Consider the following 14,749-nt stretch of genomic DNA (forward strand, 5'->3'; position numbering starts at 1 on the left):
AAGTCGCAAAGAAAGCTCTGTGAATACTGCGTCTTAGCATCTTAGCGAGAATATTGTTTGGTAAATTGCCATCGGAATATTGTAAGTAAATATCGGAATTAAATATGACAATTTATATTGCCAGCAACTTACTTTGTTTAGGACTTTGCTTTCTCTTTATGATTTGTAATATTTTGGGCTCCTAAAATAGGGTATATTTATTATCATAAATCCTAACGATAAATGTTAAGTTACATATTCATACTCCAGTTATTAAATTATTTTATAAAATGAAGCTATTGTCTTTTAAAATTTCTATAATTCTTTTTTTATTATTCTGCCAAGGTTCTTATGCTCAAAACTATAAAAAAACAGAGTTTGGCATGCAAACATCTATTAGTGGTGTCGAAATTGAACTCCAGTTTTTTAATGAGGCAACTTTAAGAGTAATAAAGCACCCCAAAGGCAAAGATTTTATAAAACAAAGCCTTTCAGTTATTCTAAAGCCATTGCCTACAAAACTTGTTATTAAAGAAGAAGGTAATATACTTTCTGTAAGAAGCAGTAAACTGCAAGTTTTTCTTGACTTAAAAGACGGTAAAATATCCTTTTTTGATCTTGACAAACATCTCCTTTTGACTGAAAAGCATGCTGGAACAGATTTTACAGATTTTGATGATGCAGGCTCTAAAACCTATACCGTTTCGCAGTGTTTTTTATTAGAAAAAGAAGAAGAGATTTATGGTCTAGGGCAACAACAAGAGGGTAAGATGTCTAAGCGAAACACAAAACTGAATATGATTCAAGGAAACACAGATGACTATATTCCGTTTATGTTGTCGTCTAAGGGGTATGGGGTGTTTTGGGACAATTATTCGCCTACTGTTTTCGAAGACAATGCAACTAACACATACTTCAAGTCAGAAGTTGGTGATGGTGTTGATTATTATTTTATGTATGGTGGTAACGCTGATACTGTTGTTTCGTCCATGCGAATGCTCACGGGTAAAGCACCAATGTTTCCTCTATGGACTTTTGGTTTTTGGCAAAGTAGAGAACGATATAAAAGCCAAGATGAATTAGTTGATGTTGTTAAAAAATTTCGTGAATTACAAGTGCCTTTAGATGGCATTATTCAAGATTGGCAATATTGGGGCAATAATTATCTTTGGAACGCTATGGAGTTTTTAAATCCAGCTTTTTATGATCCTAAAAAAATGGTGGATGAGGTTCATGGTTTAAACGCACACATGATTATTTCTATTTGGAATTCATTTGGCCCCAACACAAAAACCTACAAATCTTTAGATAAAATTGATGCTTTATTTAATTTCATAACTTGGCCTGAATCTGGTGTTGAAAAGTTTCCAGTAAACAAAGAGTATCCTTCGGGTGTTAGGGTTTATGACGCATTTAATCCTTTTGCAAGAGATATTTATTGGGATGATCTAAATAAAGGTATTTTTTCTCTAGGTATGGATGGTTGGTGGATGGATTCATCAGAGCCAGATCATCTGGATGCAAAAACTACCGATTTTGATACTAAAACTTACTTAGGTTCTTTTAGAAAAGTACGCAACGCATTTCCATTAATGACTGTAGGGGGTGTCGCTGAGCATCAACTTAAAGAGTCTAATGATAAAAGAATATTTATTCTTACACGCTCTGCTTTTGCAGGTCAACAACGATATGGTGCCAATACTTGGTCTGGTGATGTTAATGCTTCTTGGAAGGCTTTACGCAATCAAATTTCTGCTGGATTAAATTTTTCACTTTCAGGGATTCCTTATTGGAATAGTGATATTGGTGGATTCTTTTTGTGGGATTTTAAAAAACCGCTTACCAATCTTGATTATCGTGAACTTCATGTACGTTGGATGGAGTTTGGTACATTTTGTCCAATGATGCGTTCTCATGGCGAGGGAGTTCCGCGCGAACTTTATCACTTTGGTAAAAAAGGGAATCCAACATATGATGCTATAGAAAAATACATCCATCTTCGGTACAGCCTACTGCCATACATCTATGCCACTTCTTGGGATGTAACCTCAAAAAACTCTAGTATGATGCGTGCTTTGGTTATGGATTTTGACAATGATAAAAATGCACTAAATATAAATGATGAATTCATGTTTGGTAAATCAATACTTGTTGCACCAGTTACGGAAGCCATGTATTGGAAAAATCTAACTAAAGATGATACAGTAACTCCAATTGAAGATTATAGTGTTGTTAAAACAAAAGAGGTTTATTTGCCTAATGGCACTAACTGGTTTGATTTCTGGACAGGTGAGTCAATTCAAGGGGGTCAAAGAATAAAAAAAGAAGCGCCATTAGATATTATCCCTTTGTATATAAAAGCAGGCACAATATTGCCTTTTGGACCCAAAGTTCAATTTGCCACAGAAAAAAAATGGGATGATCTTGAAGTTCGTGTTTATGAAGGGGCTGATGGCGAGTTTACTTTATATGAAGATGAAAATGACAATTACAACTACCAAAAAGGTATGTATACAAATATCAAATTTTCATGGAATAATAAAAGCAGAACATTGACCATTAATGATCGTAAAGGGGCATTTTCAGGAATGTTAAACGATAGAAAATTTAATATAGTTTTTGTTTCAAAAAACAAAGGAGTCGGTGCCGAATTGATCAGTAAGTATGATAAAGTTGTTTCTTATTCAGGAAAAAAAATAATCATTGCCAAAGACTAACTATAAGTTAACAAAGTGATTGTTGTTTTTAGAATACATTAATATAAATTTAAAAAATGAAAAAATCGATTACATTTCTCTTTCTATTTTTTTGCATAATGGCAAATGCCAATGTCCGTATGCCGCTAATTTTTGCTGACGGAATGGTTTTGCAACGCAACAAACCGATACCCGTTTGGGGGTGGGCAGATGCCAATGAAAAGATAGAGGTTCATTTTAAGCAACAAACCAAAACCATCACTGCTGATGCAACGGGTAAATGGATGGTAAAATTTGACGCTGAAAAAGCAGGAGGCCCTTTTGTACTTTCTATAAAGGGTAAAAACCAAATAGTTCTCAAGGATGTTCTGGTCGGAGAAGTGTGGATTTGTAGCGGACAATCCAATATGGAATTTCAAATGTACAAATTACCTGATTTTGAAACTCAAAAAGCCCAAGCTAATAACGTGATGATTCGTCAGTTTTTAGTGGCTCAAGACTTGAGTGGAACTCCCAAAGAAGAGCTTAAAGAGGGAAAATGGACAAATGCTAATGCTGAAAGCTTAAAAGATTTTACTGCTGTTGGTTACTTTTTTGCCCAAAAAATATATGCTGATTTGAAAGTTCCCATCGGAATTATCAATACGTCTTGGGGTGGAACCTGTGTTGAAACTTGGACCAGTCGTGAAGCGTTGGCCAACAACAACGACTTTAAAAATAGTGTTGCCCACATACCCCAAGTTAATATGGACGCTGTTTTTGAAACCTACAAGAAATCTCTTCTAGACAATATTCAAAAAGTTCAGGGTTTTGAGGTGTCTTTGAATAATGAAAATCAATTTAAGACACCAGATTTTAATGATTCCAAATGGCCAGAAATTAAGATTCCTTCATTATGGGAAAATCAACAAATTGGCAATATCGATGGTGTAGTTTGGATGCGAAAATCCATTGTTCTAACAGCACAGCAAGCTCAACAAGGAGCCGTTTTGCACTTATCCAAAATAGATGACGAAGATGTAACCTATGTCAATGGGGTTCAGGTTGGAACCAATAAACTTTGGGATGCTCCAAGAAAGTATACGATTCCTTCAGGAATTTTAAAAGAAGGCATAAATGTTATTGCAGTGCGAATTACGGACTATACAGGTGGTGGTGGAATTTACGGTGATCCCTCTGATTTAAAGTTAACTTTCAATGATTCTGAAATTAAAATTGACGGTGCTTGGAAGTTTAATGTCGTTCAAGTAAAAATTGCTATTTCACCCAATTCTTTCCCTTCGTTATTATACAATGCGATGGTCAATCCATTAATTCCGTATGCTTTTCAAGGGGTACTTTGGTATCAGGGCGAAGCCAATGTTTGGAGAGCTCATCAATATAAAAAAGCGTTCCCTCTACTGATTCAGGATTGGCGAACCCAATGGGGACAAGGTGATTTTCCGTTTTATTATGTACAACTGTCCACTTTTGATGAGTTTGGTGGCAACAGTAACAAAGGAAGTCGCTGGGCAGAATTGCGCGAAGCACAATCCGAAACTTTACACGTTAAAAATACAGGAATGGCGGTTACCACTGACATTGGAAATGCCAAAGATATTCATCCAACCAATAAAAAAGACGTTGGTTTGCGTCTGGCTGCTATTGCTTTGAATAATTTGTATGGTCAAAAAGGAGTTTTTGGAGGGCCAATTTATAAAGCACACCAAATAAAAGGGAAACAAATTGTTTTAACTTTCGATGTTATCGGTGGCGGACTTTCAACGCCCAATAACGCTGAGCTTAAAGGATTTGAAATTGCGGGTAATGACAAAGTTTTTTATTCAGCTAAAGCTTTTATTAAAGACAATAAAATTATTGTTTCTAGTGATGAGGTATTGAATCCTTTGGCGGTGCGTTACGGTTGGGCAGACGATGACACCGAAATCAATCTTTTCAATAAAGAAAAATTTCCAGCCTCCCCATTCCGAACCGATAATTGGGAATTGATTACTGCCAATGAAAAATATAAAATAAATCCATAACGCAACAGACGGGTTTCAACCCGTCTCAACGTTGCATTTGGACGACCCGCATCAGCATAAATTCAGATAAAAATATTTTTTTATGAAATACACCTACATCATTTTTATTATTTTTTCTTTTTTTGATAAAGGCCAAGCCCAGTCCAATCACATTTTGTGGTACAACCAACCCGCCGAATTTTTTGAAGAAAGTTTGGTTTTAGGCAACGGAAAAATGGGGGCAACTGTTTTTGGAGGTATCAATTCGGATAAAATTTATTTAAATGATATCACATTATGGTCAGGAGAACCTGTAGATCCATATATGAATAAATATGCTTACAAAAACTTACCAGCTATTCGTGATGCATTTAATAAAGAAGATTATAAGTTAGCTGAGGAGTTAAATAAAAAAATACAAGGTAAAAACTCGGAATCTTATGCTCCTTTAGGAACATTACTAATTACTCATTATAACAAAGGAAAAGCGACTAATTATTACAGAGAGTTGGATATTTCTAAAGCAATTTCTAAAGTAAGTTATGAAGTTGAAGGTGTAAAATTCACCAGAGAATACTTTGTTTCAGCACCCGATCAAATTATGATTGTCAAATTGACAAGTAGCCAAAAGGGAGCTTTAAATTTTGATGTTAATTTCAGTAGTTTATTAGAGTCAAATACAGTTGTAAAAAATAATGTATTAGAAATGAATGGTATTGCGCCAATGCATGAAAATCCAGGGTATGTTAAAAATTCAGAAACTTATCTGCCGGCTGGGTATCATCCGGAAATAGTGCCAGAAAAAAAAGAAGTCATTGTTAAAGGAACTCGCTTTATTTCTTTGCTAAAAGTAAAAAATATTGATGGAACTGTTTCATTCAGCAATAATACTTTGGAATTGAAAAATGCCACGGATGTTGTGATTTATGTTTCTGTTGCAACTAGTTTTAAGGGTTTTGACAAAGATCCTTCTATCGATGGAATCGCAAATTCTATTGCAAAGAAAAACTTAAGCAAAGCTTTCTCAATATCATTCGATAAATTAAAAAAATCTCACATCGCCGATTACCAAAAATTCTACAATCGAGTTTCTCTAGATTTAGGTAATACAAAAGCTCCCGATTTACCAACAGACGAACGTTTATTACGCTATGCTGATGGTGCAGAAGATAAAAGTCTTGAAATCCTCTACTTTAATTATGGCCGTTATTTACTTATTAGTAGTTCGAGAACTTTAGGTGTTCCCGCTAATTTACAAGGCTTATGGAATCCTTACTTAAATCCACCTTGGAACAGTAATTATACGATGAACATCAATCTTGAAGAGAATTATTGGTTAGCCGAAAACACTAATCTTTCCGAATTGCATTTGCCTCTTTTGAGTTTTATTAAAAATCTTTCGGTAACGGGTAAAGTTACTGCGAAGACTTTTTATGGAGTTGATAAAGGTTGGGCTGCAGCTCATAATTCTGATATTTGGGCGATGTCAAATCCAGTTGGTCAATTTGGAAAAGAAGACCCAATGTGGGCTTGTTGGCCTTTGGCGGGTGCTTGGTTAAGTACTCATATTTGGGAGCACTATGTTTTTACTCAAGACAAAAAATACCTAGAAAAGGAAGGTTATCCATTGATGAAAGGAGCAGCTGAATTTTGCATGAATTGGCTTGTTACTGACAAAAAAGGTAATTTAATTACCGCACCTTCGACTTCACCCGAAAATCAATACATAACGCCTGATGGTTTTGTCGGAGCAACTCTTTATGGAGGAACTGCCGATTTGGCGATGATTCGAGAATGTTTTGATAAAACAATAAAAGCTTCTAAAGTTCTAAATATTGATGCTGATTTTAGAGCTCAGCTCGAAAGAGATTTATCGAGATTGCATCCCTATCAAATTGGGCAAAAGGGAAATTTACAAGAATGGTATTTTGATTGGGAAGATAAAGATCCTAGACACCGACATCAGTCACATTTATTCGGATTATTCCCTGGCGATCATATTACACCTTCCAAAACTCCTGAATTGGCTTTGGCCTGTAAAAAAGCATTAGAAATCAAAGGGGATGAAACTACTGGTTGGTCCAAAGGCTGGAGGATTAATCTTTGGGCTCGACTTTGGGATGGCAATCGGGCTTACAAGATGTTTAGAGAACTGTTGCGATATGTAGATCCAGATGGAAAGAAAACTGAAAAACCAAGAAGAGGAGGGGGAACCTATCCAAATTTGTTTGATGCCCATCCACCATTCCAAATTGATGGTAATTTTGGTGGTACTGCTGCTGTCGTAGAAATGTTGGTGCAATCTAATGAAAACGAGATAAGACTATTGCCCGCCTTACCCGATGCTTGGGAAACAGGAACTATCAAAGGAATCTCTGCCAGAGGAGGTTTCGAACTCGAAATGCATTGGGATAAAAAAAGACTTAGTAAACTAATTATTTCAAGTAAATTGGGCGGAAAGACTACCCTTATTTATGGGAATCAAACGAAATCTATACTTATAAAGAAGGGTGAAACTCAAGAAATTTTATGGTAAAAAAAAGCGACAAGTGTCGCTTTTTTTATATTTCATTTCCAATAATTCGATCCATAACCCAGTTGGTGTGGGTGGCTGTTGCTCCGGTTGATGGATGTTGTGAGCGACCTAACAAGTGATCTCTCATTTGTTGCACGTGATACAATTGAATGTTTTCTGGGTGTGCTATTTCGTGTGCTGTTGTGCCTTCTGAAGTTGTGAGTAGCATAGGTTCGTTTTCAAAAACCGAAAAAACAATTTTGCCCTCGCTTCCAAAAATTTCTACTTTGTCTTCCCGTTCTAAGGTGCCAAAATTCCAACAACCACTTCCAGTGATTCCTGATTCGTGCAGCCAACAAGCGGTTGCGGCATCTTTTGCAGTGTATAGTCCCTGTTGGTTGAGACTAATTCCGGAAACATTCGTTATGGTTCCAAAATAATGCACAAACAAATCCAATCCGTGACTGGCTAAATCATCAAAATAGCCTCCAGTAGCAATTTTACTATCGGTTCTCCAATTGTAATCTCCTGAAAGGTCTTGTGCTGAGGTGGGTTTACTCAAATGCCAATGAAGATGTCTAATTGTGCCAATTTTATGACTGTTAATCCATTCTTTTATTTGCTCAAATCTTGGCAAGGTACGTCTGTAATAGGCAACAAATAATGGAATGGTTTTAGAGGCAAATGCTTCAGTGATGGCAACACAATCTTTATAGTTGGGCGCTAATGGTTTTTCTATACAACAGGGTTTTCCTGCTTCGGCTACTTTTAATCCATAATATTTGTGAACATCTGGAGGCGTTGCAATATAAACCGCATCTATTTCAGGGTCATTGATTAGGGCATCCGCATCGGTGTAGTATTTGGCTATGCTGTGTCTTTTGGCATAATCCGCTGCTTTTTCTTCATCACGACGCATCACAGCTCCGATGGTAAATCCTTCTGTTTTTTGATAGGCGGGGCCACTTTTGATTTCGGTTACATTACCGCAACCAATAATTCCCCAGCGGATTGTTTTATCTTTTATATCCATTATCTTTTAATTACATCCGTCTATGCCGCAACAAGAGTTATCTGCTTCTGTGTTGATGCTAGTGTTTTCTACTTCTTCCCAAATTTGTTTCAAGGCATTCAGAAAAGTTTCTGGATATTGCGCTCCAGAAATGGCATATTTATTATTCAAAACAAAAAAGGGAACTCCTTGTACGCCTATAGCTTGTGCTTCTTGTTGGTCTTTTCTAACGGCGTCACCAAACTTATCTGAGGAGAGGACTGAGTTGATACTTTCCTCTTCTAATCCAACTTCTTTCCCTAAAGCAGTTAGCACAGGAATGCTGTTGATATCCAATCCGTCGATAAGATAGGCTTTGAATAACAACTCTTTTAACGAATCCGCGACTTCTTTTTCTTTGGCCAAATGCAACAAACGATGCGCATTATAGGAATTTGCCATTTTAGCTTTTTCAAAGTGAAAATCCAGACCAACGTTTTTAGCATTCTGTGTCATATCATCGAGCATCTGTTGTGCCCAATCATTATCTTTTCTATATTTTTCTGCTAAATGTTCAACCAAACTATCTTCTTTTGAAGCAACGAAGTTAGCGTCTAATTGAAAACTTTTCCACTCTATAGCTACGACGTTTTTAAATTCGAATTGTGCAATGGCTGATTCTAGTCTTCGTTTTCCGATGTAGCAAAACGGACACATAATATCGGACCAAATTTGTATGGTTATGGGTGATGACATCTTATTTTATTTAGTGATACAAAAATAACTGATTTCAAAGCAAAGCTTCGTTTTTAAATCTAGAATCTGCATTAGATTTCGTAGCGAAACTGAATTATTCAATAAAAGCAAGAGCTCACGGACTATTTTTGAAGATGTAATACTTTTGTATTTTGAATTTAAAAATGGGAGTAAGTTCTTGGTTTTGAAGAAGAATTTAGTTGTAGTAGATTTCTAATGCGGAATCTAGGTTAAACTATTTATTATAAAAAAACCGTCTCAAAAGTACATTGGAGACGGTTGCAATTTATATTGAATTCGGTTTTAAATTAAATCCATTACTAAGGAGGGGAAAAGCCCTAACGCTATGTTTAATAACAATGAAAGAATGGCCACTGCATAAATCAAGAATGGTTTTCCAGTTCTTGTTTCGTTTGGCTCTTTACTGTACATCGCTAAAATTAATTTGAAGTAATAACCCACACTTATGATAGAGTTGATTACGGCAACAATTACGACAACTAAGTAACCAGCATCAATAGTTTGGTTGAATAAAGCCAATTTAGCGAAGAAACCTGAAAAGATAGGAATACCTGCCATTGACAATAATGAACCTGTTAAAACAGCTGCCAATAGCGGATTTGTTTTACCTAAACCTTGGAAATTGGTGATGTCTTCGTTGTTTTGGTTTTTGCATACGTAAAGTAGCACGCTAAAAGCACCAATACCTGCCAAAGAATAAGCAGTAGCATAGTACAATAAACTTCCAGCTGAAGTTCCGATGCTTAACAAAGTCATAATCATAAAACCAGCGTGAGATATACCTGAAAAGGCCAACATACGTTTTACATTGCTTTGTTTTAAAGCCATTATGTTACCTACTGTCATTGAAGCAATAGAAATAATAACAATCACCAATTGGAAGTTATAATTTAAATCGGCATTCAAAGCCGATAGTAATTTGAAAAATGTAGCCATTGCCACAACTTTTGCCAACGTACTCATCGTCGCTGTAGTCATTGATGGAGAACCTTCATAAACATCTGGTGCCCAAAAATGGAAAGGTACAGCAGCAATTTTAAACAACATACCAATGCTCAATAAAATAATACCAATTGGGAACCATATTGGTAATTCAGCTGATTGAGACATTTGACTTATTTCTGAAACATCAAAGCTACCCATAGCGCCGTAAACAAGGCAGATGCCAAAAAGAATGATTCCAGAAGCAAATGAACCCATCAAAAAGTATTTCATACCAGCTTCATTGCTTTTCAAGTTCATACGGTTACTTGCCGCAAGAATGTATAATGAAATAGATAAAACTTCAATGCCTAAGAAGAACATAGCCAAGTTTCCAAAAGAAACCATCGCAACAGCCCCTGATAATAAGAATATTTTTATGGCAATAAAATCAGATAATTTTGACTGATGATTTTCGTAAAAATTATGGCTTAATGCCACTAGAAATATGGTAAGTACAATAAATAAACTCGAAAAAGTAACAGAGAAATTATTGACCGAAATCATATTGTTGTAATAAGAAGCAGGTGCATTGTAATCGGCAACGGTTAAGCCAAGTACACCTAATAATCCAATGATGGTTAAAGGAATAATTGCTTTTCTGAAATCAAGAATTTCAAATAAAAGGCATAAAACACCTAATCCTATTATAGCTATTAATGTATTCATTTTTGATTTTTTGATTCAGGATTTTTGATTTAGGATTTAAAAGTAACACTTAATTCACCATCTCAAAAGCCCTATTTTTTACTGTTATTTTTTTCTTTTATTGTTTTTATGGCAGCTGAAAAAATTGATACTAATTCATTTGCTTCTTTTATTAGTGAATCTAATACTGTTTTATCACAAGGTACTTCTAAACCCTTTATAAATTCTAACCAAAACAAACTTTCATCTGCTTCTTCATCTACAATTTTTAGTTTGTTTAAAAAATCAGCATCTGATTTTCCTCTACAAACAGCTCTATAATTTGCTGCAACTGATGATGATGATTTAAAAAGTTGAAAAGAGACTACATCATTTGCTTTTGTTTTCTCAAGACTCATTAAAAATTTAAAAACATCCAAAGCAAATTGTTTGGTTCTATTTTTAAGTTCCTCTTTTGTCATTTTTAAAAAATCCTAATTCCTAATTATTAAATTCCTAAATCTTATTGATTTGTGTTAAAATTTCTTCTAGACTTGGTGTGATTAAGTCTGTAATTGGTTTTGGGTACAATCCAAAAAAGAACAGCACTGCAACTATACTTAGTAACGTTATGGTTTCGCTTAATGAAAGAGGATAAAACGTTTTGGTATTTGTTTCACCAAGCATAACATATTGAAACATCTTAAGCATATAATAAGCCCCAAAAATTATGGTTGTACCACCCAAGATGGCAAACCAAATGTTGATTTGAGATAAGCTATACAAAACGGTAAATTCCCCAACAAAGTTGAAAGTAGTTGGTAAAGCAACAGAGGCCAAAACTAAAATTAAAAACAAAGAGGTAAATTTTGGTGCTAATGCACGAATGCCTCCCATTTCTGAAATGGCTCTTGTTTCATATCTTCTGTAAATGATTTCAGCAGCAAAGAAAAGACCTACCACTACAAAACCGTGAGCAATCATTTGCAAAACAGCACCTCTAAATCCATCGATGGTTAAAGTGTAAGCTCCAGCAGCGATTAAACCAACGTGAGCTAAAGAAGAATAAGCTAATAACTTTTTTAAATCCTTTTGTCTTAGCGCTACAATTGAGCCATAAACAACACCAGCAATACCTATAGCGATAAAAATTGGCATATATTCTTTAGCTGCAATTCTAGATAAAGGCAATTGCCAACGAAGTACGCTGTACAATCCCATTTTTAACATAATACCTGAAAGTAACATTGTACCAACAGTTGGTGCTTTTTGGTACACATTAGCTTGCCAAGTATGAAAAGGAATTAATGGTATTTTGATAGCATAAGCTCCGAAGAAAGCTAGGAAAATCCATTTTTGTTCAGAAGCAGTTAAGTTTAATTTATATAAATCTTCTAGTAAAAAGCTTCCCGCTTGTTGGTACATATAAACAAAGGCAACCAACATAAACAATGAACCTGCAAGTGTGTATATAAAGAATTTAACTACTGCTTTTTTGCGTTCCTCAGCATCACCATTACCCCAAACTAAAGCAATAAAGTAAATAGGTAATAAAGCTAATTCCCAGAAAATGTAGTATAAAAGTCCATCTGAAGCTAAAAACGTACCCACCATCGCAAAAGCCATAAATAAAACTAAGGCATAAAATGATTTGGCATTTTTTAGGTCATTCCCAAAAGAAGAATAAATAATTATAGGAGTTAATGCTGTAGTTAATAATAGCATGGCTAATGATAATCCATCTGCTTTTAGAGCAAAAACCACTTTAGGTTGATTAATCCAATTTGCTATTAAACTAATGTTTTCATCTGCATTATACTGATTCAAAAGCACAATAGAGGCTCCAAATGTACCTAGTCCAAACAACAAGGCTACCTTTGAAGCGAGTTTGTCACCAGCCAAATAAGTGACTAAAGCGCCAATTAAAAGTAATAGTAATATAAGAGATACGTTCATAGTATGTGTGTATTATTGTGCTAAAAATAAAAAGGAAATAATCGCGCAAAGCCCCAAAACAAAAGCGAAAAGGTATAAACCTACACTTCCGTTTTGTACTTTTCTTCCATAAAATCCTAATTCGTTAGTTACTTTTCCAAGACCAAAAACAAAGCTAGAGATACCTGTTTCAACATAATCTCTAAAGAAGCGAGACAAAGCGTTGGTTGTTTTTACAAAAAGCGTATCATACAACTCATCTACATAATATTTGTTGTATACGACTTTTGTAAACCCAGTGATTTCAGCATCAGCTGGCGGAACTGTATCATTTTTGATGTATTTGAAGTAAGCAATTGCAATACCTACAATTCCTCCAATTACAGCAATAGCCATTAAAGTATATTCTGTGGTTCCTAAATGATGTTCAGCAGTTGCTAATTTAGGTAGTATCGGAATTAAATAATGGTTCAACCAGCTATTGCCAGGTAAGCTTATCAATCCACCAAAAGTGGCCAAAATGGCTAAAATAATCAAAGGCACAGTAATCAAGGCTGGACTTTCGTGTAAGTGATGTTTTTGTTCTTCGGTTCCTCTAAACTCCTTGAAGAAAGTTAAGAAAAGCAAACGGAACATATAAAAAGCAGTCATAATAGACGCAATAGAACCAATTACCCATAAAGGTATGTTGTGGTGGAAAGCAGTTAACAAAATCTCATCTTTAGAGAAAAATCCTGAAAACAAAGGAACACCTGAAATTGCTAGTGAAGATACCAACATAGTGATGAAAGTTACTGGCATAACTTTACGTAGACCACCCATATTGCGCATGTCTTGTTCGCCATGCAAAGCATGAATTACTGAACCAGAACCTAAGAACAAACAAGCTTTGAAAAAAGCATGAGTGATAACGTGGAAAACGGCTACTTCATAAGCACCTAATCCTAAAGCCAAGAACATTAATCCCAGTTGAGAAACGGTAGAATATGCCAATACTTTTTTGATATCATTTTGTGCTAATCCAATAGTTGCAGCTACAAGAGAAGTTATAGCACCCACAATTGCAATGATGTTTTGAACGTCTGGAGCTAAATCAAAGATAAAATTCAAACGAGTAATCATAAAGATACCCGCAGTAACCATCGTTGCCGCGTGAATTAGAGCCGAAACTGGTGTTGGTCCAGCCATCGCGTCTGGTAACCAAGTGTACAATGGAATCTGTGCCGATTTACCACAAGCTCCAATAAATAGAGCAAAAGCAGCTACTGCAACAGCGTATAAATTAAGCTCTGAAGCACCAGAAATGATAGTTTTTAAAGATGTGTAATCTAAAGTATTGAATTGTCTTCCTAAAATGAAAATACCAATCAATAACCCTAAGTCACCAATTCTGTTCATGATGAAAGCTTTTTTGGCAGCATCATTGTAGTCTTGATTTTTATACCAAAAACCAATAAGTAAGTAGGAGCAAAGTCCAACGCCTTCCCATCCGATGAATAAAACCAATAAATTACTTCCAATTACTAGGGTAATCATGAAAAACACAAACAGATTCAAATAAGCAAAAAACTTGTGCATATTTTCATCATCGTGCATATAACTAATAGAATATAAATGTATCAACGAACCAATACCCGTTACAAAAAGCAACCACAATACTGAAAGTTGGTCAATTAAAAAACCTAAATCAATTTTAAATGTTCCTATCTGAATCCAATCAAATAATGAAATTTGTATCGCTTCTTTTGACGAAGAAACTGTACTGAAGAAAAAGCAAGTAGCGATAAACGATACTAAAACGGTCAAAGTTCCAAGAGCTCCCGAAACTGTTTTTCCTAAATTTTTTCCAAAAAACACATTGATTAAAAAGCCTACTAAAGGAGCTAGAACTAAGACTAATGCTATGTTGGTATTCATTTCCATTTATCCTTTTAAGTTTTTTAAATTATCGATACTAATCGACCCTAGATTTCTAAAAATAGAAACTAAAATCGCAAGTCCAACAGCTACTTCTGCTGCCGCTACCGCCATTGAGAAAAACACAAAAACTTGTCCTTGCGCATCTTGGTGATACGTGGAGAAAGCTACAAAAAGTAAATTCACGGCATTCAACATAATCTCAATCGACATGAAAACAATGATGGCATTTCGTCTGTATAAAACTCCAAAGATGCCGATACAAAAAAGTATGACACTCAAAAAGATGTAGTTTTCGATACCAATCTGGTTTAAAATATTATTCATC

Annotated in this window: 10 protein-coding genes; 3 read left to right on the forward strand and 7 right to left on the reverse strand. The window is 35.2% G+C overall.

The features are described 5' to 3' along the window. Positions 1-362: 362 nt before the first annotated feature. From WFZ86_RS09020 to WFZ86_RS09030, 3 genes are all read left to right on the forward strand, one after another. Positions 363-2,696 (forward strand): glycoside hydrolase family 31 protein, encoded by a 2,334-nt coding sequence (locus WFZ86_RS09020; RefSeq protein ID WP_342691635.1) that lies wholly within the window; start codon positions 363-365, stop codon positions 2,694-2,696. Between the two features lie 98 nt (positions 2,697-2,794). Next, positions 2,795-4,699: a sialate O-acetylesterase gene (locus tag WFZ86_RS09025; RefSeq protein ID WP_342691636.1), complete on the forward strand. Its 1,905-nt coding sequence runs from the start codon at positions 2,795-2,797 to the stop codon at positions 4,697-4,699. An 82-nt stretch (positions 4,700-4,781) separates the two neighbouring features. Continuing rightward, positions 4,782-7,214, forward strand: coding sequence for a glycoside hydrolase family 95 protein (locus tag WFZ86_RS09030; protein ID WP_342691637.1), 2,433 nt, complete (start codon positions 4,782-4,784; stop codon positions 7,212-7,214). A 25-nt stretch (positions 7,215-7,239) separates the two neighbouring features. Here the strand turns inward: WFZ86_RS09030 and WFZ86_RS09035 are convergent, their stop codons facing one another. The 7 genes from WFZ86_RS09035 to nuoK all read right to left on the reverse strand — a co-directional run bounded on the left by WFZ86_RS09035 (position 7,240) and on the right by nuoK (position 14,748). After that, entirely contained in the window at positions 7,240-8,226 is a 987-nt protein-coding gene (locus WFZ86_RS09035) for a Gfo/Idh/MocA family protein (protein WP_342691638.1), read from the reverse strand. Between the two features lie 6 nt (positions 8,227-8,232). Beyond that, complete coding sequence (locus WFZ86_RS09040; RefSeq protein ID WP_342691639.1) at positions 8,233-8,940, reverse strand: DsbA family oxidoreductase; 708 nt, start codon at positions 8,938-8,940, stop codon at positions 8,233-8,235. Positions 8,941-9,243: 303 nt separating this feature from the next. Beyond that, positions 9,244-10,611 carry an NADH-quinone oxidoreductase subunit N gene (locus tag WFZ86_RS09045; protein WP_342691640.1) on the reverse strand — a complete coding sequence of 456 codons (1,368 nt, stop codon included), beginning with the start codon at positions 10,609-10,611 and terminating at the stop codon, positions 9,244-9,246. Between the two features lie 71 nt (positions 10,612-10,682). Beyond that, positions 10,683-11,051 (reverse strand): four helix bundle protein, encoded by a 369-nt coding sequence (locus WFZ86_RS09050; RefSeq protein WP_159688417.1) that lies wholly within the window; start codon positions 11,049-11,051, stop codon positions 10,683-10,685. Positions 11,052-11,085: 34 nt separating this feature from the next. Further along, complete coding sequence (locus tag WFZ86_RS09055) at positions 11,086-12,525, reverse strand: complex I subunit 4 family protein (RefSeq protein WP_342691641.1); 1,440 nt, start codon at positions 12,523-12,525, stop codon at positions 11,086-11,088. Positions 12,526-12,537: 12 nt separating this feature from the next. After that, positions 12,538-14,421, reverse strand: coding sequence for an NADH-quinone oxidoreductase subunit L (gene nuoL, locus WFZ86_RS09060; RefSeq protein ID WP_342691642.1), 1,884 nt, complete (start codon positions 14,419-14,421; stop codon positions 12,538-12,540). Positions 14,422-14,427: 6 nt separating this feature from the next. Then, complete coding sequence (gene nuoK, locus WFZ86_RS09065) at positions 14,428-14,748, reverse strand: NADH-quinone oxidoreductase subunit NuoK (RefSeq protein WP_064715342.1); 321 nt, start codon at positions 14,746-14,748, stop codon at positions 14,428-14,430. Between the last annotated feature and the right edge of the window lies 1 nt (position 14,749).

The organism is Flavobacterium polysaccharolyticum (assembly GCF_038739875.1).
GTDB classification, from domain to species: Bacteria; Bacteroidota; Bacteroidia; order Flavobacteriales; family Flavobacteriaceae; genus Flavobacterium; species Flavobacterium polysaccharolyticum.

Bases quoted from the DNA above. Each gene is read 5' to 3' on its own strand.
- WFZ86_RS09020 (WP_342691635.1), top strand. From the start codon at position 363: ATGCAAACATCTATTAGTGGTGTCGAAATTGAACTCCAGTTTTTTAAT.
- WFZ86_RS09025 (WP_342691636.1), top strand. From the start codon at position 2,795: ATGGCAAATGCCAATGTCCGTATGCCGCTAATTTTTGCTGACGGAATG.
- WFZ86_RS09030 (WP_342691637.1), top strand. From the start codon at position 4,782: ATGAAATACACCTACATCATTTTTATTATTTTTTCTTTTTTTGATAAA.
- WFZ86_RS09035 (WP_342691638.1), bottom strand. From the start codon at position 8,226: ATGGATATAAAAGATAAAACAATCCGCTGGGGAATTATTGGTTGCGGT.
- WFZ86_RS09040 (WP_342691639.1), bottom strand. From the start codon at position 8,940: ATGTCATCACCCATAACCATACAAATTTGGTCCGATATTATGTGTCCG.
- WFZ86_RS09045 (WP_342691640.1), bottom strand. From the start codon at position 10,611: ATGAATACATTAATAGCTATAATAGGATTAGGTGTTTTATGCCTTTTA.
- WFZ86_RS09050 (WP_159688417.1), bottom strand. From the start codon at position 11,051: ATGACAAAAGAGGAACTTAAAAATAGAACCAAACAATTTGCTTTGGAT.
- WFZ86_RS09055 (WP_342691641.1), bottom strand. From the start codon at position 12,525: ATGAACGTATCTCTTATATTACTATTACTTTTAATTGGCGCTTTAGTC.
- nuoL (WP_342691642.1), bottom strand. From the start codon at position 14,421: ATGAATACCAACATAGCATTAGTCTTAGTTCTAGCTCCTTTAGTAGGC.
- nuoK (WP_064715342.1), bottom strand. From the start codon at position 14,748: ATGAATAATATTTTAAACCAGATTGGTATCGAAAACTACATCTTTTTG.